Below are 24,118 nucleotides of genomic sequence, written 5' to 3' on the forward strand. Positions count from 1 at the left end.
CAGACCTCCCGAGATACGTCAAGACTCGGCTCGAACCGATTTCGTTCGTCTGTGACGCGTTCAGGGGTGTCCTTGCCGCATGTCAGCGGACGCGGCCAAGTACACTGGGAGGGAGCGAGCGTCCGCTCGGGCGAGACGAGGAGAAACAACGCCGGTGACCGAGAACAAGAGCGAGTACAACGCGTCGTCGATCACGGTGCTCGAAGGCCTCGAAGCGGTCCGCAAGCGCCCCGGCATGTACATCGGTTCCACCGGTGAACGCGGGCTGCACCACCTCGTCCAGGAGGTCGTCGACAACTCCGTCGACGAGGCGATGGCCGGGTACGCCACCAAGGTCGAGGTTACCCTCCTCGCCGACGGCGGGGTGCGCGTCGTCGACGACGGCCGCGGCATCCCGGTCGACATGCACCCCAAGGAGAACAAGCCGACCATCGAGGTCGTGCTCACCCAGCTGCACGCGGGCGGCAAGTTCGACAGCGACTCCTACGCGGTGTCCGGCGGTCTGCACGGCGTCGGCATCTCCGTGGTGAACGCGCTCTCGACGAAGCTGCTCGCCGAGGTCAAGTACGGCGGCCGCAGCTGGCGCCAGGAGTACACGGACCAGATCCCGGGCCCCCTCGAAGACCTCGGCCCGGCGACCGAGACCGGGACGACGATGACGTTCTGGGCCGACGGCTCCATCTTCGAGACCACGACGTACAACTTCGAGACGATCTCGCGCCGGCTCCAGGAGATGGCGTTCCTCAACAAGGGGCTGACGCTGTCCCTGCGCGACGAGCGCGTCGCCGACGAGGAGACCGAGGAAGACGCGGAGGGCAAGGTCGCCCGCGTCAAGGAGAAGGTCTACTGCTACCCGGGCGGGCTCGAGGACTTCGTCAAGCACATCAACGGCAGCAAGGACCCGATCCACCCCAGCGTGATCTCCTTCGACGCGAAGGGCACCGGCCTCGAGGTCGAGGTCGCGATGCAGTGGAACACCGGCTTCACGCCGTCGGTCTACACGTTCGCCAACACGATCAACACGCACGAGGGCGGCACCCACGAAGAGGGCTTCCGCGCCGCGCTGACCCGCGTCGTCAACGCGTACGCGCGCGACAAGAAGCTGCTCAAGGAGAAGGACGCCAACCTCACCGGTGACGACGTGCGCGAGGGTCTCGCCGCCATCGTCTCCATCAAGCTGGGCGAGCCGCAGTTCGAAGGCCAGACCAAGACCAAGCTGGGCAACAGCGAGGCCAAGACGTTCGTGCAGCAGCAGTCGAACGAGTGGCTGGCCGACTGGTTCGAGCGCAACCCCGCCGAGGCGAAGACGATCATCAACAAGTCGATCTCCTCGGCGCAGGCCCGGATGGCCGCCCGCAAGGCGCGCGACCTGGTCCGCCGCAAGGGCGCGCTCGACATCGGCGGCCTGCCCGGCAAGCTGAAGGACTGCCGCTCCACCAAGCCGGAGGAGTGCGAGCTCTACATCGTCGAGGGTGACTCGGCGGGCGGCTCGGCCAAGGAGGGCCGGGACTCGATGTACCAGGCGATCCTGCCGATCCGCGGCAAGATCATCAACGTCGAGAAGGCCCGCATCGACCGCGTCCTCAAGAACACCGAGGTCCAGTCGCTGATCACCGCGCTGGGCACCGGCATCCACGACGAGTTCGACCTCTCGAAGCTGCGCTACCACAAGATCGTGCTGATGGCCGACGCCGACGTCGACGGCCAGCACATCACGACGCTGCTGCTCACCCTGCTGTTCCGGTTCATGACGCCGCTGATCGAGCACGGTCACGTCTTCCTGTCGCGGCCGCCGCTGTACAAGATCAAGTGGCCGCGGACGGAGCCGGAGTACGCGTACTCCGACCGCGAGCGCGACGCCGTCATCAAGGCGGGTGTCGAGGCCGGCAAGCGGCTGCCGAAGGACGACGCGATCCAGCGCTACAAGGGTCTCGGCGAGATGAACGCCGAAGAGCTGTGGGAGACCACCATGGACCCGGCGAACCGCCTGCTGGGCCGGGTCACGATGGACGACGCCGCCCAGGCGGACGACCTCTTCTCCGTCCTGATGGGCGAGGACGTCGAGGCTCGCCGCTCGTTCATCACGCGCAACGCGAAGGACGTGCGCTTCCTGGACGTGTAGGCGTCCCCCGCTCTCGTCCCGCCAGGACCACCCGCACCCGAGAAGGACCCCATGACGGAAACCCTCCCGCCGGCTCCGGAGAACGACCGGATCGAGCCGGTCGACATCCAGCAGGAGATGCAGCGCTCCTACATCGACTACGCGATGAGCGTGATCGTGTCGCGCGCGCTGCCCGACGTCCGCGACGGCCTCAAGCCGGTCGCCCGCCGGATCCTGTACTCGATGTTCGACTCCGGCTTCCGGCCGGACCGCGGGTACAACAAGTGCTCCCGCGTCGTCGGCGACGTCATGGGCAACTACCACCCGCACGGCGACTCGGCGATCTACGACGCGCTGGTGCGACTCGCCCAGCCGTGGTCGCTGCGCTACCCGCTGATCGACGGCCAGGGCAACTTCGGCTCGTCGGGCAACGACCCCGCGGCCGCCATGCGGTACACGGAGTCCCGGCTCGCGCCGCTGGCCATGCAGATGCTGGCCGACATCGAAGAAGACACCGTCGACTTCTCCGACAACTACGACGGCCGCACGCAGGAGCCCGACGTCCTGCCGTCGCGGTTCCCGAACCTGCTGGTCAACGGTGGTTCCGGGATCGCGGTCGGGATGGCGACGAACATCCCGCCGCACAACCTGCGCGAGGTCTCCGAGGGCGTCGTCTGGGCGCTGGAGAACCCGGAGGCGACCGACGACGAGCTGCTGGCCGCGCTGCTGGTCCGCGTCAAGGGCCCGGACTTCCCGACCAGGGCGATGATCCTCGGCACCTCCGGTATCGAGGACGCCTACCGCACGGGCCGCGGCTCGATCCGGATGCGCGCGGTCGTCGAGGTCGAAGAAGACGCGAAGGGCCGCACGATCCTGGTCGTGTCGGAGCTGCCATACCAGGTCAACCCGGACAACCTGGTCGAGAACATCGCGAACCTGGTCCGCGACGGCAAGCTCACCGGCATCGCCGACATCGCCGACGAGTCCAACAGCCGCTCCGGCATGCGGATCGTCGTCACGATCAAGCGGGACGCGGTCGCGAAGGTCGTGCTGAACAACCTGTTCAAGCACACCCAGCTGCAGCAGAACTTCGGCGTCAACATGCTGGCGCTGGTCGACGGCGTGCCGCGCACGCTGCGGCTCGACCAGATCATCCGGCACTACGTGAAGCACCAGGTCGAGGTCATCGTCCGGCGGACCAAGTTCCGCCTGAAGAAGGCCGAAGAGCGGGCCCACATCCTGCGCGGTTACGTCAAGGCGCTGGACATGCTCGACGAGGTCATCGCCCTCATCCGGCGCTCGCCGTCGGCGGACGAGGCCCGGCCGGCCCTGATGGAGCTGCTGGACGTCGACGAGATCCAGGCCACCGCGATCCTCGACATGCAGCTGCGGCGCCTCGCCGCACTGGAGCGCCAGCGGATCATCGACCAGCTGGCCGAGATCGAGCTCGAGATCGCCGACCTCAAGGACATCCTCGAGAAGCCGGAGCGGCAGCGCGCGCTGATCCGCGACGAGCTGATGGCGATCGTCGAGAAGTACGGCGACGACCGGCGCACGCAGATCGTCGGCTTCGGCGGCGACGTCACCGACGAGGAGCTCATCGCGGTCGAGGACGTCGTCGTCACCATCACCCGCACGGGGTACGCCAAGCGAACGAAAACGGATCTGTACCGCTCGCAGAAGCGCGGCGGCAAGGGCGTGCAGGGCGCGACGCTGAAGCAGGACGACATCGTCCAGCACTTCTTCGTCTGCTCGACGCACGACTGGATCCTGTTCTTCACGAACAAGGGCCGCGTCTACCGGACCAAGACCTACGAGCTGCCCGAGGCCAACCGCAACGCGCGCGGCCAGCACGTGGCGAACCTCATGGCGTTCCAGCCGGACGAGCAGATCGCCCAGGTCATCCAGATCAAGAACTACGAAGTGGCGCCGTACCTGGTGCTCGCGACGAAGCGCGGCCTGGTGAAGAAGACCAAGCTCACCGACTTCGACTCCAACCGCTCCGGCGGTCTGATCGCCATCAACCTGCGCGAAGGCGACGAGCTGGTCGGCGCGGTGCTCGCGGCGGCCGAGGACGACCTGCTGCTGGTGTCGGCCGAGGGCCAGTCGATCCGCTTCCACGCGACCGACGAGGCACTGCGGCCGATGGGCCGCCCGACGTCCGGCGTGATGGGCATGCGCTTCAACGACGGCGACGAGCTGCTCGGCGTCAGCGTCGTCAAGGAGGGCAAGTTCCTGCTGGTGGCGACCGACGGCGGCTACTCCAAGCGCACGCCGATCGAGGACTACCCGGTCCAGGGCCGCGGCGGCAAGGGTGTGCTCACCATTCAGCACGACCGCAAACGTGGCAGGCTGGTGGGAGCGCTCATCGTCGACGCCGAGGACGAGCTCTACGCGATCACCTCGAGCGGCGGCGTGATCCGCACGCCGGCGGGCGACGTGCGCAAGGCAGGACGGCAGACGAAGGGGGTCCGGCTGATGAATCTCGGCGAAGGCACCACTCTTCTCGCCGTCGCACGCAACGCGGACGAGCCCTCGGACGTCGCCAACGGTGACACCCCCGAGGACGCGCCGGAGACGGAAGCGGACGCGCCGGCTTCGGAAGCACCTGACGCGGGTGAGGAAACGACGGCCACGCCGGAGCAGTAAATTGGCTCTCCGACGGCGGCCCCACGGCACGGGTAAGGACTGACTCTTCGTGACACCATCCGAGAAGCCCGAGGCAGCGGGTTCGAACGGGACTCCGGCGAGCCCGCCCTGGCAGCGGGTCGACAAGGAAGGCGACTCCGAAGCGACGGTCAAGCTGGCCACGGAGGACGCCGCGCTGTACAAGCCGGAGGCACCGGCCGGGGAGACCCAGCCGGTCTCCCCGGAGCAGCGCCCGGTGGTGACCGGAAGCGCCGCCCCCCGCCTCTTCGGCGGCGGCGGCGAAACCCCACCGGGCGGCGAGCAGGCGGTCCCGTCGGCGTCGAGCCAGCGAGCCCGCCCGAGCGCGTTGCGCCGCCCCGGCCGCGGCCCGCGTCGCGCCTCGTTGCAGGTCAAGCGGTTCGACCCGTGGTCGGTCCTCAAGCTGAGCCTGGTCCTCGGCGTGGCGATGTTCTTCGTCTGGCTGGTCGCGGTCGGCGTCCTGTACACGGTCCTCGACGGCATGGGCGTCTGGGACAAGCTGAACGGCACGTACTCGTCCCTGGTCGGCGGCGAAGGCGCGAACGCGTCAGCGGAGCCGCTGATCAGCGCGGGCCGCGTCTTCGGCATCGCGGCCATCCTCGGCGCGATCAACATCGTCCTGGTGTCGGCACTGGCCACGGTGAGCGCGTTCATCTACAACGTGTCAGCCGACCTGGCCGGCGGTCTCGAAGTCACGCTGTCGGAACGGGAGTGACCCGGTTGCAGGGCCCCTTCGGGGGTCCTGTAAAGTTCTCCTCGTTCAAGGGCCTATAGCTCAGGCGGTTAGAGCGCTTCGCTGATAACGAAGAGGTCCCAGGTTCAAGTCCTGGTAGGCCCACGCAAGATCAAGCCCGGTTCGCGAGATGCGAGCCGGGCTTTCTTCATGACCTGAGTGACTATCCCCCTGTTCGCACGAGCAAAGACCTCCGTGTCGTTTCGGCAGGTCCGGGCCTAGCTTCAAGCGGTGGCGAACGAACTGACCATCCCGCTCCTGCCCTGTCCCTCCATCGACGAGATCGCGTCGTTCTACGAGATGCTCGGCTTCGAGATCACCTATCGGCAGACGCGGCCGAACCCGCACGTCGCGGTGCGCCGGGAAGACATCAACCTGCACTTCTTCGGAATGGACGGCTACGACCCGGCGCAGTCGTACAGCACGTGTCTGGTCATCGTGCCGGACACCAGTGAGCTGTTCGAGGCTTTCGCGGCGGGAATGCGTTCGGTGCACGGAAAACTGCTCATCTCCGGCATCCCGCGCATGACCCGGCCGCGGCTGCGCAACGACCGGTACACCGGGTTCACCGTCGTCGATCCGGGCGGCAACTGGATCCGGATCACCAAGGCCGCCAAGGAACCCGAGGCGCGGACCAAGCTCGCCAAAGCCCTGGAGAACGCCGCGAGGCAGGCGGACGCCCACGGCGACGAACGCCAGGGGCTGAAGATCTTGGAAGGCGCGTTGAAGCGGGCGAGCGGCGACGAACCGGAGTTCCGGGCGGTGCAGGAGTACCGCGACGAGCTCGTCGAACGGATCGGGGGAGCCTGAGGTCAGTCGCGCTCCATGGTCAGCACCGCGCCGGTCTGCTGGGCGACGTCGACCTCGATGCGGCCCTGGTTGCTGTCCGCGATCTCGACCTCCCAGCTCGGCTGGCCCTGCGCGGTGTCCTGCTCCACGCCCAGCGAGCGCCCGCCGTACTTGTCCGTGGCGATCCGGGCTGCCTGGGCTTGGTCGACCGCGTGAGACGTGGCCGGCGGCGTCGGGGAACTGCACGCGGCGGACACAACAAGCAGGGCAGCGGCACCGGCGATCAACGCGGCACGCATACGAGAACTCCTTCCGTTGACGACTTTCCTCTCCGAGGGTGTCTTGGGTGGCAGGTGACGACATCGGGGCTCGACCCTGAGATGTCCCGGATACAGGTCAGCCCTGCCGGGAAGAGAAGACCGGCAGGGCTGAGCGATCACGGTCGATGCGCGCCACGGTCGCCTCTCGGCGATGAGGCGCATCGCGGCTCCAGCCGAACGGAACTCCGCGAAGGCGGTGGTTGAGGCCCGGGGGACACGGTGGGCGCACCGACCAGTGGGTACAACAGGGCGGCCGCCTTCGGTATTTCCCTGGGCGTGTGACGTCGATTACCGGTGGTTCCACGTGGAACCACCGGCACCCGACGTCGCCTCGGGGCGGTGCAGTAACATCGCGGGGTAAGGGAAGCAAGCTGAGAAGGGGGCTTCGGTGAAGAAGCTGCTGGCACTCGCGGTCATCGCGGGCGGCGTCCTGTTCGTCGTGAAGCGCAACAAGGCGGCCAAGGCGGAAGCCGACCTCTGGCGCGAGGCGACCGCGCCGGTCCCCTCGAGCAACGGCACCACCCCGGCCAAGCCGGCGGGCGCGTCCCACAACTGAGGTTTTCCGCGGGCGGTGCGCCGTCCGCGTCCGGGGCTGTAGCTCAATTGGTAGAGCACCGCCTTTGCAAGGCGGGGGTCAGGGGTTCGATTCCCCTCAGCTCCACATCACCGACGACGAAGGCCAGGTCCGAAAAGACCTGGCCTTCGTCGTACCGGGAACGTGTCGAAAACCCGGAGCCGGCTCCGTCCCAGGCGTACGAGCGGCTGCGGAGGCCGCCTGACACAGGAGGCACATCATGGCGATCCACCGGCTGGACCACACCGGTTACGTGGTCGAGGACCTCGCGGCCGCCGTCGCGTTCTTCGTCGAGCTCGGGATGGAACTCGAAGGTGAAGCCACCGTCGAGGGGGACTGGGCCGACAAGCTCATCGGGCTGGACGACGTCCGGGCGGACATCGCGTTCTTGAAGACGCCCGATGGCCACGGCCGGGTCGAACTGTCGACCTTCGAGAAGCCCACCACCGCCGAGAACGCGCCGTGGGCGCCCGTGAACGTCCCAGGCATTCCGCGGATCACTTTCGTCATCGACGACGTCGACGACGTCGTCAAGCGCCTGCGCGAGCACGGCGGTGAGCTCGTCGGGGAAGTGGCGCGCTACCAGGACTACTGCCGGTACGCGTACGTCCGCGGTCCCGCCGGCGTCATCGTCGGGCTCGTCGAAGAACTCAACTGAAGGGAACTGCCATGGCCGTCGCCGATGACCTCGACCGCGCCAGCGACTCGGCGTGGGACTGGGTTGCCGAGCAAACCCGCACCTACCTGGCCTCCGGGGGTACCGAGGGGCACGAGTCGAACGGTGTCCACACGCTGATCCTCGCCACGACCGGACGTCGGACCGGGACGCCGCGACGCTGTTGCCTGATCTACGGGACGTCGGGGGACGATTTCGTCGTCGTGGCCTCGAAGGCCGGGGCGGACGAGGATCCGGCGTGGTTCAAGAACCTCGAAGCGAACCCGAGCGTCGGCGTCCAGGCCGGTACGCGCCGGTTCACCGCCCGCGCCCGGGTCGCGTCCGCGGCCGAGCGCGAGACGCTCTGGCCGCTGATGGCGGGCATCTTCCCGCTGTACGACGAGTACGCCGGGAAGACCGAGCGGGTGATCCCGATCGTGCTGCTCACGCCACAGGACTGACGTGACAGCGCCCGTGTCAGGTTGAGGTCAGGTCGGTGTCAGGCCGGCCGATGACAGTGCTCCCATGACAGAAATGGCGATCACGGCTTCCGGGCTACGGAAGGCCTACCAGGACAAGGTCGTGCTCGACGGCATCGACTTGCAGGTCCCCGCGGGGACGATCTTCTCCCTCCTCGGCCCGAACGGCGCCGGGAAGACCACGATGGTGAACGTCCTGACCACGTTGCTCAAGGCCGACGGCGGCACGGTCAGCGTCGCCGGGCACGACATCGCGGCCGAGACCAAGAAGGTCCGGTCCGCGATCGGGGTCACCGGGCAGTTCGCCGCCGTCGACGAGCTGCTCACCGGCGAAGAAAACCTCCAGCTGATGGTGGACCTGAGCGGGGTCAAGGACGGCAAGCGGGTCGTTGCCGACCTGCTCGAACGCTTCGAACTCACCGAATCGGCGAAGAAGCCGGCGTCGACGTACTCCGGGGGCATGCGCCGGAAGCTCGACCTGGCGATGACGCTCGTCGGCAACCCGCGGATCATCTTCCTCGACGAGCCGACGACGGGCCTGGACCCGCGCAGCCGCCGGACGATGTGGGCGATCATCCGGGGCCTCGTCGCCGACGGCGTCACCATCTTCCTCACCACGCAGTACCTCGAGGAAGCCGATCAGCTCGCCGACCGGATCGCGGTGCTCGACCAGGGCCGGTTCGTCGCGCAGGGAACCGCCGACGAGCTCAAGCGCCGGCTGCCCGGCACCCACGTCCGGCTCCGGTTCGCCACCGCCGCCGAGCTCGACGCCGCAGCGCGCGTCCTCACCGACGGCACCCGCGACGACGAAGCACTCACCCTGCGCGTGCCCGGCGACGGCAGCTCGAAATCGTTGCGGGCCCTGCTCGACCGGCTCGACGAATACGCGCTCAGCGCCGAAGAGTTCTCCGTCCACACCCCCGATCTCGACGATGTCTTCCTCGCCCTCACCGGCCACGCCACGGAGGTTGTTTCCCGATGAGCACCCACGCCACAGTCATGCTTCGCCGCAATTTCAAGCACATCGCCCGGAATCCGACGTCGGTCTTCAACGCCGTCCTGATGCCGATCGTGATCATGCTGATGTTCGTCTACATGCTCGGAGACGCGTTCGACGTCGGCGTCGATTACGTCGACTACGCCACGCCGGGCTTGATGCTCCTCGCCATCTGCTACGGCCTCGGCGCCACGGCGACATCGGTGAACTCCGACATGACGAAGGGGATCATCAACCGCTTCAAGGTCATGGACGTCTCGCGCGGCGCGGTGCTGACCGGGCACGTCGTCGCGAGCGTGCTCACGAACCTGATCGCCATCGCCGCCCTCGTCGGCGTGGCTTTCCTGCTCGGGTTCAGCCCGTCCGCGAGTTTCCTCGACTGGCTCGGCGTGGTCGGCATGGTCGTGCTGCTCGGTTTCGCGGCCGGCTGGTTCACCGTCGCGCTGGGCCTGGCCGCGAAAACGCCGGAAACGGCGGGAATGGCCGCCGTGCCGCTGGTGATGCTGCCGTTCTTCAGCAGCGCGATCGTGCCCGCCGACAAAATGGGACCCGGTCTCCGGGAATTCGCCGAGTACCAGCCGTTCACGCCGATCATCGAAACCGTGCGCGGGCTGCTGACCGGCACACCGTCCACCGGCTACGCGATCGCCGCGATCGCCTGGTGCGTCGGGATCGCCGTCATCGGCTACGTCTGGGCGCGGGCGAAGTTCACGAAGCGAGCGTGACGCCGACCAGCTCGGCCCAGCTCGCCGCCGTCCCCTCCCGCGTCGCCTCGGTGAACCCCTCGTCACCGAGGCGACGCCGGGTTTCCGCTTCGATCCGGGCGACGTCCGGGTGGGACCGGTCCGGCAGCCCGCGCAGGGCAGCGCTCGCCGCGAGCAGGCGGGCGGCCTGCGCGGGCTCTTCGCTGCGCAGCGCGAGGTCCGCGATCCCCACGATGACCTGCGCGAGCGTGAGCGGGTGGCCCGTTTCGGACGCCGCGCGGAAGGCCTCGGCCCGGTGCTCGCGGGACTCGCCGGCGTCCGTGGCCAGGTAGCCGAGCAGGTCCTCGGTCACCGCGCGGACCGTCGGCAGACCGGCGTCGTCGCCCAGCATCGTGGTCGCGACGTCGAGCTGGCGGCGGGCCTGTTCGACGTCGCCGCGCCAGCGCGCGAGTTCCGCCTTCGACAGCGCCAGCTCGGCCAGCGCGTTCGGCCAGGCGACCCGTTCCGCGGCTCGCTGGGCTTCGGCCAGCGCGGTCGCGCTCGCGTCCTCGTCGCCGAGCAGCCAGTACAGCTGGGCCTGCCGCATCCGCATCCGCACGACGTCTTCGATGGCCCCGACCTCGGTGACCACCACGACCGCTTCCCCGTAGTACGCGCACGCGGCGGCGAACTCGCCGCGCACGGCGATGCGGTCGGCCAGCTCGGTCAGCGCGAACGACGTACCCCACCGCTCGCCGATCGCGCGGAACTCGGCGAGCGCCGTCTCGAGGTGCTCGTCCGCTTCGCGATCGCCGTGGCCCAGCTGGATCCGCATCTTGCCGAGCTGCAGCCGGGCCACCGCGCGGGCCCACGGGTCCTCGTCGGCGAGCAGCGGTTCGAACGCGGTCAGCGCCGCGTCCGGCCCGTGCAGCAGGCGTTCCAGCGCGGGGGCGAACCGCAGTTCCAGCTCGGGGTCCGCCGTCCGCCGTCCGATTTCGTAGGCCTTGCGGATCCAGTCGACCGCCTGGGTTTCGTCGCTCTGCTGCCCGGACGTCACGAACTGGACGACGAACGAGTAGACGGTGCCGCGGAGCTCGTCCGGCACGTCGCCGGGCACGGCCGTGGCGGCCAAGATCAGCTCGTTGCCCTCCGCCCGGTGGCCGCCGAGCCACCAGTACCAGGCGGTGCCGGCCGCCAAGCGCATCGCGGCTTCGGCTTCGGTCGCCGCGAGTGCACCGCGCATCGCCGCCGCGATGTTGTCGTGCTCGGCTTCGAGCTTGGCCAGCCAGTCCAGCTGGCCGGCACCGCGCAGGTGCGGCTTCGCGGTCTCGGCGAGCTCGGTGAAGTACGCGAGGTGCGCGTGCCGCGCCTGCCGCGTTTCGTCCGCTTCCGCGAGCCGCTGCTCGGCGTACTCCTTGATCGTGCCGAGCATCCGGTACCGCTGCGCGCCGTCGCGCTCGCCGACCACCACCAGCGACTTCTCGGTCAGCGCGGTCAGCAGCTCGAGGACTTCCCACTCCTCGACGGCGTCCCCGCCGCACACCCGTTCGGCCGCTTCCAGGCTCGCGCCGCCGGCGAACACCGAGAGCCGCCGCAGCACGACGCGCTCGGCGTCGGTGAGCAGTTCCCAGCTCCAGTCGATGACCGCGCGCAGCGTCCGGTGCCGGGGCAACGCGGTGCGGCTGCCGCCGGTCAGCAGGCGGAAGCGGTCGTCGAGCCGGTGGGCGAGCTGGTCGAGGGACATGGTGCGCAGCCGCGCCGCGGCGAGTTCGATCGCCAGCGGCATCCCGTCGAGCGCCCGGCAGACGCGGGCCAACGTCGGCAGCGCCGTGTCGTCGGTCGCGAGCTCCTTGCGCACCGCACCGGCCCGGTCCCGCAACAGCCGGACGGCCGGGGCGGCCTCGATCTCGGCGGGATCGGCGTCCGGGGCGGGCAGCACGAGCGGCGCGAGCTGCCACAGCGCCTCACCGGTGATGCCGAGCGGTTCCCGGCTGGTCGCGAGGATCCGCAGCCGCCGGCACTCCCCGAGGACGCGGTGGGCGAACGCCGCCGCCGACTCGATGACGTGCTCGCAGTTGTCCAGCACCAGCAGCATCGACCGCTCGCGGAGCGCGGCGATGACCCGGTCCGTCGGCTCCGCGTCCGGTGCCTCGCCGAGCAGCGCGTCCCGCAGCTTGAGCGCGCCCAGCGTGGCCTGCGCGACGTCGCCGTCGGCGCCGATGCCCGCGAGCTCCACCACCCAGGCGCCGTCCGGCAGGTCGCCGAGCAGCTGCCGCGCGGTTTCGGTGGCCAGCCGGGTCTTCCCCGAGCCGCCCGGGCCGATCACGGTGGTGAGCCGGTGGTCGGAGATGAGCTCGGCGACCGCGGTGACGTCGGCGTCCTTGCCGACGTAGCTGGTGAGCTCGGCCCGCAGGTTGGTCTTCCGGTTCTCCTCCGGCCGCACCAGCTCGCCCCGCAGCAGCGCGACGTGCAGGGCCGAGAGCTCCGGCGAGGGGTCGACGCCCAGCGAATCGGCGAGCGCGTCCTTCGTGCGCTGGTACACCAGCAGCGCTTCGGTGTCGCGGCCGCTCGCGACGAGGGCGCGCATCAACGCGGCGACGAGCCGTTCGCGCATCGGGTTCGCGGCCACCAGATCGGTCAGCTCGGTGACCACCTTCGCGCCGTGACCGAGGTTGAGCTCCGCGTCGAAGTACTCCTCCATCGCCGTCAGGCGCAGGGCTTCGAGACGGGTCACCGCCGCCTCGAGCGCGGCGCTTTCCGGCAGGTCGACGTCCTGCATGGCCGAACCGCGCCACAGCTCGAGCGCTTCCCGGAGCCGGTTGGGATCGCCGGCGAGGCGTTCGAACCGCACGGCGTCGACGTCGTCGGGACCGATCAGCAGCCGGTAGCCGGTCGGCTGCCCGTCGACGGACCCGTCCGGCAGCGCTTTCCGCAGCCGGGAAACCAGGCGTTGCAACGCGTTCGCGGCGTCGGCCGGCGGCTGCTCACCCCAGATCCAGTCGACCAGCGTCGCCTTCGGGACGACGTGTCCCGGGTCGAGCGCGAGGGCGGCCAGCAGGCCGCGCAACCGGGCGCCCGGCACGTCGGCCAGTGCGCCGTCGTCCGTCCGGACCTCGAATGGGCCCAGTATCCCGATCTGCACCAGGCAGATCTTGCCACGGGCGCCGGTGTCCGAGCGGTGTCAGGCCCGTGTCAGCCGGTCCGGCGATGGTGGCGGCATCCACCACGAAAGGAAATCCGATGAGCAACCCGGCCGACGTCCCGCACGGTCTGCCCATGGAGCGCGACGCGGGCCCCTTCGACCCGCCTCGCGAGATCAGCCGGCTGCGCGACACGCGCCCGGTCAGCCCGCTCGTGTTCCCCGACGGGCACGAAGGCTGGCTCGTCACCGGCTACGAAGAGGTCCGGCAGATGATGGCCGACACCCGGTTCAGCTCCCGCCTGGACCTCGACGTCGTCCACGTGCCCTACGAGACGGGCATGCCCGCCGCCACCGAGCCGTCGCCGCAGCTCCCGGGCATGTTCATCGCCATGGACCCGCCGGACCACGGCCGGCTGCGGCGCAAGCTCACCGGCGCCTTCACCGTAAAGCGGATGAAGACGCTGGAGGAGCACATCGTCGAGATCGTCGAGCGGCAGCTGGACCACCTGGCGAAGCTGACCCCGCCGATCGACCTGGTCGCGGAGTTCGCGCTCCCGGTGCCGTCGCTGGTCATCTGCGAACTGCTCGGCGTCCCCTACGCGGACCGGGAGAGCTTCCAGGCGAACTCGGCGCAGTTCATGGTCCGCGACCAGCCGCTCGAGAAGAAGATGGGCGCGTACATCGCGCTGAACACGTACCTCACCGAGCTGGTCACGAGCAAGCGCGCCGAGCCGGGCGACGACATCCTGTCCGACCTGGCCCGCCACGAAGACCTGACCGTCGAGGAGCTGACCGGCGCCGCGTTCCTGCTGCTGCTCGCCGGTCACGAGACGACCGCGAACATGCTGTCGCTGGGCACCTTCGCGCTCCTGGAGCACCCGGAGCAGGCCGCCGAGCTGCGCGCGAACCCGGAACTGGTGCCGGGCGCCGTCGAGGAACTCCTGCGCTACCTGTCGGTGGCCGACATCTTCTTCCGCTACGCCACCGAAGACCTGGAGCTGGGCGGCGAAACGATCCCCAAGGGTTCGACGGTCGTGGTCTCGCTGCTGGCCGCCAACCACGACCCCCGCCGCTTCGAAAACCCGGACACCCTGGACGTCCACCGCAACGCCCGTGGCCTCCTCTCCTTCGGCCACGGCGTCCACCAGTGCCTCGGCCAGCAACTGGCCCGCATCGAGATGCGCGCCGGCTTCGAGTCCCTGCTGCGCCGCTTCCCGACGCTGGCGCTCGCGGTGCCCGCGGGGGAGGTGAAGCTGCGGACGGACATGAACATCTACGGCGTTCACGAACTGCCCGTGACCTGGTCGGCTAGCGAAGGAAGCTGAGCACCGCGTCCCGGCCGGCGTGGCCGCGCTCGCGGTTCTGGATCGAGTGGGACTCGCCCGGCACGACCACGAGCCGGCCACGCGGGGCCTGGGCCGCTTCCTCCTGCGCCCACTCCAGCGGCGTCGACAGGTCGCGGTCGCCGTTGAGCAGCAGGACCGGGACGTCCGGCAGTTTCCCGGCCGGGTTCGAGGCGGGGCGTTCGGCCGGCCAGGGGAGGCAGCTCTGGATGAAGCCCTGCCGCGTAGCCACTTCCGTGGTGTACGGCCAAGTCGCGCGAGCCGGCAGCGTGCGGGCGGCCAGCGAAAGCAGCGGCTGCCGAAGTGCCACCGGCGTCGAAGCGGAACCCCACGGGAAGCGCTGGTCCGCGCACAGCGTCGCCGCGTGGAGGCCGGAGCTGAACGACGCCGGGTCGTCGCCGCCGGACTTGTAGGCCTCCAGCAGGCCGTCCAGGTGGGCCGGGGCGCCGCCGCGGGCTTCGTGGAGGGCGCCGATGACGTCGCCTGCCTCCGCGTTGCGGTACGTCGGGTCGACGAACTCGTACGTGACGACCAGGTCGAAGATCCGCACGCCGTCCGCGGCACTGCGGTGGCGGACCACCCACGCCAGGTCGTCGGCCGGGTCGTAGCCGCAGGCCGGGGCCACCGCGCACGCCGCTCGCAGCACGCGGGCCTCGGCCGTCAGCCCGGTCAGGTACAGCGAGGCCGACGCCGTCGCGTGGTGCGGCAGGACCGAATCGAGGACGACCTTGCTGACGTTGGCCGGGTGCGCGATCGCGTACCGCGCCGCCGTGAACGAGCCGTACGAGACGCCGTCCACCACCATCTTCGGTACGTCGAGCGCGCGCCGCAGCTGGTCGAAGTCCGCGACCGTCTGGTCGGTCGAGTACAGCGGTGCCGTGTCGCCGAGGAGCTGCGCGCATTCGAGCACGGCTTCGCGGGAAGGTGTCGCGATGTCCGAGCTGCCCATCTGCTCCTGCAGCCCCGGGCACTTCAGCGCGCCCGACGGCCCGGTGCCGCGCTGGTCGAGCATGACGAACCGGTAGTCCTTCGCGATTTCCGGCAGGCGTTGCTTCGCGATCCGCGTGATGGTGCCGACGCCGCCCTGGCCGGGCCCGCCGGTCAGGAACAGCAGCACGCCCTTGGGTGCGTCGGCGTTGTCGGCGGTCGCCACGGCGAGGTCGAGCGTGCCCGGCCGCCGGCCGGTGTGGTCGAACGGGACGGTCAAGGTCGAGCAGGTGAAGCCCGGTTGGCCCGGGCACGGGTGCGGATCCGTCAGCTTCGGTCGTCCCCCAGGACGCGCGTCGGCCGAGGCCACACCCCCGAGTGCGGCGGTCAGCGCCAGGACCAGCCCGGCGGTCAGGATCTTCGAGCGCATGGCTGCATCATGCGCACAGCCGCCTGCGCGCGGGATACCCCCGATCAGGGCTTGACGCAGGAAACCTTCGCCCGAACCGGACCAACGGGACTGGCTTCGCCCGCCGTGTTCGGCGCGTTGTCGCGGCGGTTGCCGTCGGACTGCGTGACGCACAGGCGGCCGTCCGGCAGCAGCACCGGGCTGGTCGGGAACTCCAGCGGGCCGCCGTTGCGCAGCTTCGACGCCGGGTCGGCCGGGTTGCGGAAGTACTCGGTGACGCGGCCGTCGCGCCGGGCCACGACGATCGCGTTGCGTTCGTTCACGGCCGTCCAGACGCCGCCCGCGCGGTCGAGGACGATCCCGTCGGCGCCTTCGAGGTACGGGTGCTGCACTTCGAGGTCGTCCAGGCAGAGGGTGTTCGCGGGGAACGCGGCGTCGCAGCCGGTCGCGGCACGCGGGTTGCCCGCGCGGTCCATCGGCACCCGCCAGAGCGCGCCGCGGGCGGTGTCGGCGATGAGCAGCGTGCCGTCCGCGGTGAAGGCCAGGCCGTTCGCCACGATGTGCTGCGAGCCCGCGGTGTCCGCGGCCGTGCGGCCGGCCGGCGTGATCGTGACCGTGCCGGGTGGCAGGCCGCGCACGTCCCGGCCGATGCCGCCGACGCCGTTGACCGCGTTGACGTCGCTGACCATCGGCTGCACGCGGAACTGTTCGCGGGCGACACCGTCGGCGCCGGCCCGCCACACGCGGCCTTGGCCGGTGCCGCCGTCGGAGATCCACAGCGCGCCCGCGCGGTCGAAGGCCAGGCCGTTCGCGCCGGGGACGCCGGCGGCGAACACGGTCGCGGCCGGCGGGTTCGCCGCGTCCGGCACGAACGAGACGACGGTGTCGGCGTTGGCCACGTACAGCCGGCCACTGCGGTCGAACACGAGCCCGGCCGGGTTGCACGGCGCCGGGATCGTGCCGACGACCGCGGCCGGGCCGCCGGTGGCCGCGACGCGGTAGACGGGGCAGGGATCGGCGCCGCGGGCCGGTGTGTAGAGGTTGCCCCGCCCGTCGGTGGTCAGGCCTTCGAGACCGAGCGGTGCCGCGAACACCGTCTCGAAGACGGCGGGGTGCCGCGGCGAGGCCACTTCACCGGCGGAAGCGCCGGACAGCAGGCCGGCGGACAAGGCGGCGGTGGCAGCGATGACGACGGTGCGGCGCATGCAGGGCCTCCGATTTGTCGGATTTCCTGCCTACGCCGCCGCGTCCGGCCCGTCAAGGCCAGAGGCGCTCGCGGACCCAGCCGCCGTCGGACTTGCGGTACCGCAGCCGCACGTGCCGCCGGTCGTGGCTGGCCTGCCAGAACTCGACGACGTCCGGGTCGACGAAGTAGCGCGTCCACGTTTCGGGCGCGGTGCCGGGGTTTTCCTCGACCCAGCGTTCCGCTTCCGCGGCCGCGGCGTCGAGGTCCGCGGGGTCCGCCAGCACCTGCGACTGGCGCCCGATGAACGCTTCGACGCGGGAAGCGGGCGGCCGGGCCAGGAAGTCCGCCGCGGAAACCTCGGGCTCGGCGGGGGACACCGGGCCGCGCAGCCGGACCTGACGGCCGCGGCCGGGCCAGAAGAACGTCAGCGCGGCCCGCGGGTCCTTCTGCAGTTGCAGGCCCTTCGGGCTTTCCGAGCTGGTCGCGACCGCCCAGCCGGCCGGCCCGACGTCCTTGAGGATCACGACCCGGGCGTCGGGTGCGCCGTCGGCGTCCACTGTGGACAGTGTGACGGCGTGCGGCGCGAGCACGTGCTCGCCGGCTTCGGTCAGCCACTCCAGGAACAGCGCCCGCGGGTCCGGCGGCGCCGTTTCCGGCGTGAACACGGGGAGTTCTTCGGGGAACGAGGGCCAGCCGCGCAACCGCACCATGTCAGTAACCGTACGGCCCCTGCTGCGGGTGGTGCCCCGGCGGCGGGTAGACCGGCGGCTGCGGACCGGCCGGGCCGACCACCGGCGGCGGCGGGACCTGCGGCATCGGGGGCTGCTGCTGCCAGCCCGGCGGCGGCTGCTGGGCGGGCGGCTGGTGCTGTTGCTGCTGTTGCTGCGCCTGCTGCCACTGCACCTGCTGGTAGACCTCGGCGGGCTGCGGGAAGCAGTACGTCAGCTTGGCGTTGACCGAACCCTGCACCGCGGCGCCCCAGAACTTCCCGCCGACGAACGCGAACATCTGCCCGGCCGAGAGGTCGACCGCGACCATTCGCGTCTCGCCGCCGAACTGGTTGCCCGACTTCGCCGACGCGGCCTGCGCGGCGTCCGGGTACACGCGCTGGCCGACGAGCCCGGCGATGACGACCGAGGCCGCCGTCCAGCCGGCGGTGCCGATCATGTTCGCGCGGGCGTGCTGCGTGGCCCGGCCGGTGAAGTCGTACAACGCGGCGGCGCTGACCTCCGGGACGGCGGCGGCGACCACGCAGTAGTTCATCGTCGAGAGCATCACCGACTCGGTGAACAGGCCGACGACGGCGGTCGCGGGCCCGATCTGCACGGAGTTCAGCCGGCCGCCCGAGCGCTGGATGCGCTCGGCCACCGCGCCGAGGTACTGCTCGGGGGTGAGCACGCCGGGACCTCCTGACCGCGAACTGGACACCTCGCGGCCATCGTCGCACGCCCCGGCGTCTCGGCGACTTCAGCCAGCGGTTTTCACACACGCCTCATGGTTGACTGTGCGCGCTATGCGACGACTCGTACTTCTCGCGCCCGCCGTGGTCCTGCTGGCCGGCTGCGGCCCCACCATCGTGTCCGGTACCGCGACGCCCAGCTCGCCGTCCGCCGCCTCCGCGGCCGGCACCGGCCTGCCGCCGGAACCGCAACCGGGCGCGACCGAGGACTGCCCGTACCTCGGCAGCGAATTCGTGGCCGACTCGAACGGCCAGCACGTCTCGAAGGTGCGCGTGTCCGCCGACCAGCCCCACCCGGCGTGCTTCTTCTATCGCCCGGACGGGAAGGTCCAGCTCACCGTCCGGGTGTACGTCGGGGACGCGAAGACGGCGACGGCGCTGGTCAACCAGGCGGCGCCGGTGGACTCGTCGAACCCGGCGAGCGACCCTTCCGGCTGGAAGGGCGGCTATTTGTCCACCGACGACGGTGCTGTCTACGCTGTCGCCAAGGGCTCGGCGGCGGTCATCGCGACCACCAACCAGAAGCAAAGCGTGAAGGCACGCACAGTGGTCAAGAAGGCTATCGCTGCCCTGAAGCTCTAGGTAGCGGGCTCCACACGGGTGAGTGATGTTGATCTTGTATTACCCTGTGCGTCACGCGCAGGCTTCGTGGACTCGCGCACCGCAGCCACCGGGGCATCCCCACCCCGGGGCGGGGCACCAACTCTGCAACGACAAAGGACAAGATTCGTGGCTGACACCCTCAAGGAAATCCTGCTCGACTCCAGCCGTCGCCCGGCGGTCGTGACCGACTTCGAGACCCTCGTCGACGCCGAGGTCTCGGACAAGGGCGGCGTTTCGGGTGCCGTTGTGAAGACCGGCTTCGCCGCCGTCAAGAAGATCAAGCCGGGCATCATCCCCTCGGCCGTCGACACGCTGCTGCCCGACTTCGTGGTCGCGCTCGAGCCGTTCTACGGCGACTACCGCGCCAAGGGCGGCAACGACTTCGGCGCCTACCTGTCCAGCCGCTCGGACGAGGCTTCCGACGCGCTGCTGAGCGTCACCGACTCGCGCGCGGAGAAGAGCAGCCGCGACAGCATCAAGAAGGTCTACGGCAAGCTGCGCCCGAACGGCAAGAAGAACGTCGAGGAGGCGCTGCCCCGCCTGGGCGCGCTGGTCGACAAGCACGCCGCCAACGCGTGAGCTAGTCCCGAGCAAGACTGAAGAGGCCCCCGGTGCACCCCCGGGGGCCTCTTCGCGTCCCGCTCAGTTCTTCTTTTCGGCGGGCGCCGGCGAGGGCGCCTTGCCGTTCGCCTGCGGGGTCGGCTTCGCCGCTTCGGCGGGCTTCGGCGCGGGCGGGGTGGCCTTCGGCGGCGCGGGCGCGACCGGCGGCTCCTGCTTCGAGCGGAGGGCGTAGGCGGCACCTGCGCCGACCACGACCAGGCCGAGCAGCCACGGCCACTTGCGACGGCTGCGGGTGCCCTTGGCGGCCGACTTGGCCTCGGTCAGAGCGGCGTAGAAGTCCTTCTTCGCCGCCTTGAAGTCCTTCTTGCCGCGGCGCTTCGACTCGCCGGCCGCCTTCGCGGCCTTGATGGCGGCCTTCTTCGCCTTGCGACCCGGCTTGCGCAGCTCGGCCAGGCGCGCGAGCGCCTCCTGACGAGCGGCCTTCGAGCTCTTCTTGAGCTCCTTGCGGGTCAGTTCCGTCTTCTTCGCGAGCTTCTTCTGCGCGCGCCGCCCCTGCTTGACACCCTCGGTGACGAGTTTGTCGGCGGTCTCGACGGCCTGGGCTGTCGCCCGGGACATGGGCTTCACCTCATCATTCGTTTTGACACTGCTCTGTTACCCGTAACCTATCGTGCCCCTTTTTCGAGCCGCCCGCCGCAGATGGCACGATGAGGTACGTGAAAGCTACGCTGCACACCAACCAGGGTGACATCCACCTGAACCTGCTCCCCGACCACGCGCCGAAGACGGTCGCGAACTTCGTCGGGCTGGCGGAAGGCACCAAGGAGTACACCCAGCCGAACGCGGCGGGCACGAACTCCGGGCCCTTCTACGACGGTTCGATCTTCCACCGGGTCATCGACGGCTTCATGCTGCAGGGCGGCGACCCGACCGGCACCGGCCGCGGCGGCCCCGGCTACAAGTTCGGCGACGAGTTCCACCCGGAGCTGCAGTTCAGCAAGCCGTACCTGCTGGCCATGGCGAACGCCGGGCCCGGCACCAACGGCTCGCAGTTCTTCATCACCGTGGCGCCGACCGCCCACCTGAACTTCCGCCACACGATCTTCGGCGAGGTGGCCGACCAGGAGTCGCGCAACGTCGTCGACGCGATCGCGCGCACGGCCACCGGTCCGGCGGACCGCCCGCTGACCGACGTCGTGATCGAGAAGGTCACCGTCGAGCACTGACGGCTGAGTCGGTGAGGTTTCGGTAGGTTGGTTCCATCGTGAACCAACCGCCGAACCCCGCCGCCGAACAAGCCGCGCTCCCCGGGTGCTGGTGGCACCCGAACCGCCCGACCGGACTGAGCTGTTCCCGGTGCGGGCGTCCGGCGTGCCCGGATTGCCTCCGCGAAGCCCCCGTCGGCTTCCAGTGCACCGACTGCGTGCACACCGGGGGCCAGCAGCAGCGCCGTCAGCACCGCGACTACCAGGAAGCCGGCTTCGGCCAGCGGACGGTCTTCGGCGCGCGCCTCTCGCAGTCCGTGCTCGTCACCCAGGTCATCCTCGCGGTGAACGTCCTGGTCTTCCTCTTCACGGTCTTCCAGGCGCAGAGCCTCAACGACAACGACTTCTCGTCGCTGTTCCAGTACGGCAAGCTCTACGGCGACGCGACCCTCGGCCACGGTGAGTGGTGGCGGGTCTTCACCAGCGGTTTCCTCCACTACGGCCCGATCCACGTCGCGGTGAACATGTTCTCGCTGTGGATGATGGGCCGGTCGCTGGAGCAGGTCTGCGGCCGGGGCCGCTACCTCGCGCTCTACTTCATCTCCATGCTCGGCGCGTCCGCGGCCGTACTGCTGTTCGACGACCCGCAGAAGTCGACCGCCGGCGCGTCGGGCGCGCTGTTCGGCCTGATGGGCGCCTACGCGGTGATCGTGCTGAAGCTCCGGCTGAACCCGACCGGGCTGATCATCACCCTCGCCCTCAACGCCTTCATCACCTTCGGCATCCCGGGCATCTCGATCTACGCGCACGTCGGCGGCCTGGTCACCGGCGCGCTGGTGACGGTGGCGCTGCTCTACGCCCCGGAGGCGAACCAGCTGCGCTGGCAGGCGATCGGGCTGGCGATCATCGTGCTCGCCATCGTCGGCCTGCTGGCGTTCCAGGCCGGCCAGTTCGGGCCGGAGACCTGCGGGTTCGTCCAGTACCGCGGGGTGCAGCTCTACAGCTGCGCCTAGCTGCGCGCGCGCAGCGTGCTGAGGACGTCCAGGACGTCCCGCGGGTCCTCGCCGAGGTCCAGCCACCCGAAGACGTACAGCTGCTCGTCGTGCTCGATCTCGAGGGTGACGCCGTCGCGGCCCAGCCGGCGCGTGGTGCGCAGCCGGGTGCGGGTGTGCGCCCACGGCAGCCGGTGCGTGCCGCCCAGCGTGCGGGCCACCAGGCCCTCGGCGTCGGCCGCCAGCCGCGGCCGGACGAGCGTGGCGTGGGCGGCGAACGCGCCGACGGCCACCGCCGCGAGTGCGAACAGCACCAGCCCGCCGCGGTCGCCGAGCAGCACGTCGGTCACCACGCCGGCCAGCAGCAACGCGGTGACCGCCCAGGCCGATACCACAACGGCTTGGCGGGGCGCCCAAGAGGTGGGGTAGTTATCCACAGGGGTTATCCACACTGGGGATGAGTCACACCGGTGTAATTCGGCGTCAAGCCGCCAATCGGAGTAATAATCAGCGCCAGCGCATCGTCATCAGCAGACCCGCGATCATCAACGCGAAACCGCCGGCGAAGTTCCAGTTGCCCAGATCGGCCATCCAGGAGATCTTGTCCCCGGCGATGTAGTTGACCAGCAGCCACACCAGGCCCACGAGCATCAGCCCGAACATGGGGATCTTCCAGGCGAGGCCGGTGGGGCCGGCTGCCCGCACCTTCACCGGCGTGCGCCGGTCGGCAGGCGGGGTGTAAGCGGTCTTCTTGCGGACCTTGGACTTGGGCATCGTGTGTTCCTCGCGGTGCTCTTCGGGCTCGTCTGGTGGCGATGTCCCGCTGAGGGTGCGCAACCAGCGCCACGTGCACACGTTAACGTAAACGACCGCAGGAAAGCAGCGGCCGGACTGGTCGGATTTTCCCGCACCGTGACAACGGCGTCACCCAGGGTTCGGCGCGGCTTGAGAGGAGCTTGCGTGGAGATGCGCGAAGGACCGGATGACGACCGGCGCAGACACCCGGGGCAGCGGCCGGTACCGCCGCGCCGTCCCGCCACGCCCCCTCGCGGCCAGGTGCCGCCCCGGCCGCCCCAGCGCGGCCCCCAGGGCCAGCCGCCCCGGCGCTCGCCGTCGCCGGCGCCCCGCCGCTACGCCAGCCCGCCGCCGCCCGGCGCGAACGAAGAGACCGTCGTGTTCGCCCCGGTCGGGAAGGGTGGCGCCGCGACCAAGGAGAAGCCCGCCCCGGCCCCGCTGGGCAAGGGCGGCGTCGCGATCCGGACCGCCGGGGAGGTCCTCATCACGCTGGGCCTGGTCGTGCTGCTGTTCATGGTCTACGAGCTCTACGTGACCGACCTGTTCTCGGCGGGCAAGCAGTCCGAGGCGAGCGACCAGCTCGACGGCGAGTGGGCGCACGACCGGACGCTGCACCCCGAGCTGATCGACGGCAAGGCGTTCGCCCGGATCCACATCCCGACGTTCGGCGTCGACTACAACTTCACCATCCAGGAGGGCACCGACGAGGCCGCGCTGGAAGTCGGCCCTGGCCACTACAAGGGCACGTCGCTGCCCGGCGAGCCCGGCAACTTCGCCGTGGCCGGGCACCGCGTCGGCAAGGGCGCCCCGTTCAACGACCTGGACAACCTCTCCTCTTGTGACCAGATCGTGATCGAAACCTCGACCGACTTCTACATCTACAAGGTGCTTCCCTACGACGACGAGATCGAGAACTGGGCGGGCGGCAAGGGCGCCGACCCGAAGTGCAAGGGCGTCTCGACGCTGCGCGACGGAGGTGCCGAAGACGGCGGGGCGTACAGCGAGACGTTCGGCCGCAAGGTCGTCCTGCCCAGCCAGGGCACCGCGGTGAACCCGGTCCCGTACAAGGACGCCGACACGCTCCCGAAGGCCCAGCAGGCGGCGCTGCTCACGCTCACCACGTGCCACCCGCAGTTCTCCGCCCGCGAGCGGCTCATCATCACCTCGGTGCTGACCCAGCAGGTGCCGAAGAACCAGGTCAAGGACTACGGCGACCTGCTTTCGAAGATCGGGGAGGCCTGATGTACGCCTGGCTCTGGCGGAAGTTCCCCGGCCCGTTCGCGGTGAAGCTGACGATCGCGGTGGTCCTCGTGCTCGGCGTCGTCGCGCTGCTGATGTTCGTCGTGTTCCCGTGGCTGGAGCCGCGGCTCTGGTTCAACGAGGTCGCGGTCAACTGAAGACACGGGGGAAGCACCGCGACGAGCCACCGCCGGAAGACCCGTGGAACGAGATCGGGCCGCGGCTGTGGCTGGGCGGGCACATCCGGACCGGAGCCGCG

General features: G+C 70.0%; 25 protein-coding genes and 2 tRNA genes. 18 read left to right on the top strand and 9 right to left on the bottom strand.

The window, feature by feature from the left end; translation table 11 throughout:
* Window positions 1-154: 154 nt before the first annotated feature.
* The 5 genes from gyrB (at window position 155) to AB5J73_RS12125 (ending at window position 6,311) form a co-directional block, all read left to right on the top strand.
* Window positions 155-2,122, top strand: coding sequence for a DNA topoisomerase (ATP-hydrolyzing) subunit B (gene gyrB / locus AB5J73_RS12105; RefSeq protein ID WP_370969784.1), 1,968 nt, complete (start codon window positions 155-157; stop codon window positions 2,120-2,122).
* Between the two features lie 51 nt (window positions 2,123-2,173).
* Window positions 2,174-4,750 carry a DNA gyrase subunit A gene (gene gyrA, locus AB5J73_RS12110; protein WP_370969785.1) on the top strand — a complete coding sequence of 859 codons (2,577 nt, stop codon included), beginning with the start codon at window positions 2,174-2,176 and terminating at the stop codon, window positions 4,748-4,750.
* A gap of 49 nt (window positions 4,751-4,799) precedes the next feature.
* Window positions 4,800-5,483, top strand: coding sequence for a DUF3566 domain-containing protein (locus tag AB5J73_RS12115; protein ID WP_370969786.1), 684 nt, complete (start codon window positions 4,800-4,802; stop codon window positions 5,481-5,483).
* Between the two features lie 49 nt (window positions 5,484-5,532).
* Window positions 5,533-5,606, top strand: a tRNA-Ile gene (locus tag AB5J73_RS12120).
* 126 nt (window positions 5,607-5,732) lie between these two features.
* Window positions 5,733-6,311 carry a hypothetical protein gene (locus AB5J73_RS12125; protein WP_370969788.1) on the top strand — a complete coding sequence of 193 codons (579 nt, stop codon included), beginning with the start codon at window positions 5,733-5,735 and terminating at the stop codon, window positions 6,309-6,311.
* Window positions 6,312-6,313: 2 nt separating this feature from the next.
* Here AB5J73_RS12125 and AB5J73_RS12130 read toward each other — a convergent pair whose 3' ends face one another.
* On the bottom strand, window positions 6,314-6,589 hold the full coding sequence (locus tag AB5J73_RS12130; RefSeq protein WP_370969789.1) for a PepSY domain-containing protein: 276 nt from the start codon (window positions 6,587-6,589) through the stop codon (window positions 6,314-6,316).
* A 409-nt stretch (window positions 6,590-6,998) separates the two neighbouring features.
* Between AB5J73_RS12130 and AB5J73_RS12135 the strand changes: the two genes are divergently transcribed.
* The 6 genes from AB5J73_RS12135 (at window position 6,999) to AB5J73_RS12160 (ending at window position 10,040) form a co-directional block, all read left to right on the top strand.
* Entirely contained in the window at window positions 6,999-7,166 is a 168-nt protein-coding gene (locus AB5J73_RS12135) for a DLW-39 family protein (RefSeq protein WP_020642567.1), read from the top strand.
* Window positions 7,167-7,198: 32 nt separating this feature from the next.
* A tRNA-Ala gene (locus AB5J73_RS12140) sits at window positions 7,199-7,271 on the top strand.
* Between the two features lie 133 nt (window positions 7,272-7,404).
* Window positions 7,405-7,842 (top strand): VOC family protein, encoded by a 438-nt coding sequence (locus AB5J73_RS12145; RefSeq protein ID WP_370969790.1) that lies wholly within the window; start codon window positions 7,405-7,407, stop codon window positions 7,840-7,842.
* 11 nt (window positions 7,843-7,853) lie between these two features.
* A complete protein-coding gene (locus AB5J73_RS12150; RefSeq protein ID WP_370969791.1) occupies window positions 7,854-8,300 on the top strand; it encodes a nitroreductase family deazaflavin-dependent oxidoreductase in 447 nt (148 codons plus the stop codon).
* Window positions 8,301-8,364: 64 nt separating this feature from the next.
* Window positions 8,365-9,300 carry an ATP-binding cassette domain-containing protein gene (locus tag AB5J73_RS12155; protein ID WP_370969792.1) on the top strand — a complete coding sequence of 312 codons (936 nt, stop codon included), beginning with the start codon at window positions 8,365-8,367 and terminating at the stop codon, window positions 9,298-9,300.
* Window positions 9,297-10,040, top strand: coding sequence for an ABC transporter permease (locus AB5J73_RS12160; RefSeq protein ID WP_370969793.1), 744 nt, complete (start codon window positions 9,297-9,299; stop codon window positions 10,038-10,040). The genes AB5J73_RS12155 and AB5J73_RS12160 overlap by 4 nt, the downstream gene beginning before the upstream one ends.
* On the opposite strand, the gene AB5J73_RS12165 is transcribed toward AB5J73_RS12160, so the two are convergent.
* A complete protein-coding gene (locus AB5J73_RS12165; protein WP_370969794.1) occupies window positions 10,024-13,140 on the bottom strand; it encodes a BTAD domain-containing putative transcriptional regulator in 3,117 nt (1,038 codons plus the stop codon). The genes AB5J73_RS12160 and AB5J73_RS12165 overlap by 17 nt on opposite strands.
* 98 nt (window positions 13,141-13,238) lie before the next feature.
* Between AB5J73_RS12165 and AB5J73_RS12170 the strand changes: the two genes are divergently transcribed.
* On the top strand, window positions 13,239-14,465 hold the full coding sequence (locus AB5J73_RS12170; protein WP_370969795.1) for a cytochrome P450: 1,227 nt from the start codon (window positions 13,239-13,241) through the stop codon (window positions 14,463-14,465).
* Here AB5J73_RS12170 and AB5J73_RS12175 read toward each other — a convergent pair.
* From AB5J73_RS12175 to AB5J73_RS12190, 4 genes are read right to left on the bottom strand one after another with little or no spacing between them, the layout of a single operon-like run.
* Window positions 14,449-15,840 carry an alpha/beta fold hydrolase gene (locus AB5J73_RS12175; RefSeq protein ID WP_370969797.1) on the bottom strand — a complete coding sequence of 464 codons (1,392 nt, stop codon included), beginning with the start codon at window positions 15,838-15,840 and terminating at the stop codon, window positions 14,449-14,451. The genes AB5J73_RS12170 and AB5J73_RS12175 overlap by 17 nt on opposite strands.
* A gap of 44 nt (window positions 15,841-15,884) precedes the next feature.
* The gene (locus AB5J73_RS12180) at window positions 15,885-17,024 is read right to left on the bottom strand and encodes an SMP-30/gluconolactonase/LRE family protein (RefSeq protein WP_370969798.1); all 1,140 of its coding nucleotides are present in this window, start codon (window positions 17,022-17,024) and stop codon (window positions 15,885-15,887) included.
* Window positions 17,025-17,076: 52 nt separating this feature from the next.
* Window positions 17,077-17,715 (bottom strand): pyridoxal 5'-phosphate synthase, encoded by a 639-nt coding sequence (locus tag AB5J73_RS12185; RefSeq protein ID WP_370969799.1) that lies wholly within the window; start codon window positions 17,713-17,715, stop codon window positions 17,077-17,079.
* 1 nt (window position 17,716) lies between these two features.
* Window positions 17,717-18,403 (bottom strand): hypothetical protein, encoded by a 687-nt coding sequence (locus AB5J73_RS12190; protein WP_370969800.1) that lies wholly within the window; start codon window positions 18,401-18,403, stop codon window positions 17,717-17,719.
* A gap of 115 nt (window positions 18,404-18,518) precedes the next feature.
* On the opposite strand from AB5J73_RS12190, the gene AB5J73_RS12195 reads away from it, so the two are divergent.
* Window positions 18,519-19,046 (top strand): DUF2020 domain-containing protein, encoded by a 528-nt coding sequence (locus AB5J73_RS12195; protein WP_370969801.1) that lies wholly within the window; start codon window positions 18,519-18,521, stop codon window positions 19,044-19,046.
* Window positions 19,047-19,193: 147 nt separating this feature from the next.
* Window positions 19,194-19,646 carry a hypothetical protein gene (locus tag AB5J73_RS12200; protein WP_370969802.1) on the top strand — a complete coding sequence of 151 codons (453 nt, stop codon included), beginning with the start codon at window positions 19,194-19,196 and terminating at the stop codon, window positions 19,644-19,646.
* 63 nt (window positions 19,647-19,709) lie between these two features.
* Here AB5J73_RS12200 and AB5J73_RS12205 read toward each other — a convergent pair whose 3' ends face one another.
* A complete protein-coding gene (locus AB5J73_RS12205; RefSeq protein ID WP_370969803.1) occupies window positions 19,710-20,246 on the bottom strand; it encodes a hypothetical protein in 537 nt (178 codons plus the stop codon).
* Window positions 20,247-20,335: 89 nt separating this feature from the next.
* Between AB5J73_RS12205 and AB5J73_RS12210 the strand changes: the two genes are divergently transcribed.
* A complete protein-coding gene (locus AB5J73_RS12210; protein ID WP_370969805.1) occupies window positions 20,336-20,854 on the top strand; it encodes a peptidylprolyl isomerase in 519 nt (172 codons plus the stop codon).
* Between the two features lie 197 nt (window positions 20,855-21,051).
* A complete protein-coding gene (locus AB5J73_RS12215; RefSeq protein WP_370969806.1) occupies window positions 21,052-21,846 on the top strand; it encodes a rhomboid family intramembrane serine protease in 795 nt (264 codons plus the stop codon).
* Here AB5J73_RS12215 and AB5J73_RS12220 read toward each other — a convergent pair.
* Both AB5J73_RS12220 and crgA read right to left on the bottom strand, forming a co-directional pair.
* Window positions 21,843-22,220, bottom strand: a complete 378-nt coding sequence (locus AB5J73_RS12220) for a PH domain-containing protein (RefSeq protein ID WP_370969807.1) — start codon at window positions 22,218-22,220, stop codon at window positions 21,843-21,845. The genes AB5J73_RS12215 and AB5J73_RS12220 overlap by 4 nt on opposite strands.
* A 112-nt stretch (window positions 22,221-22,332) precedes the next feature.
* On the bottom strand, window positions 22,333-22,599 hold the full coding sequence (crgA, locus tag AB5J73_RS12225) for a cell division protein CrgA (RefSeq protein ID WP_033261030.1): 267 nt from the start codon (window positions 22,597-22,599) through the stop codon (window positions 22,333-22,335).
* Window positions 22,600-22,791: 192 nt separating this feature from the next.
* On the opposite strand from crgA, the gene AB5J73_RS12230 reads away from it, so the two are divergent.
* Together AB5J73_RS12230 and AB5J73_RS12235 are read left to right on the top strand one after the other, a co-directional pair.
* Window positions 22,792-23,862, top strand: coding sequence for a class E sortase (locus tag AB5J73_RS12230; protein WP_370973108.1), 1,071 nt, complete (start codon window positions 22,792-22,794; stop codon window positions 23,860-23,862).
* Entirely contained in the window at window positions 23,862-24,017 is a 156-nt protein-coding gene (locus AB5J73_RS12235; protein ID WP_086865498.1) for a hypothetical protein, read from the top strand. The genes AB5J73_RS12230 and AB5J73_RS12235 overlap by 1 nt, the downstream gene beginning before the upstream one ends.
* Window positions 24,018-24,118 lie beyond the last annotated feature (101 nt).

Origin of the sequence: Amycolatopsis sp. cg9 (assembly GCF_041346945.1) — a bacterium.
Classification (GTDB): domain Bacteria; phylum Actinomycetota; class Actinomycetes; order Mycobacteriales; family Pseudonocardiaceae; genus Amycolatopsis.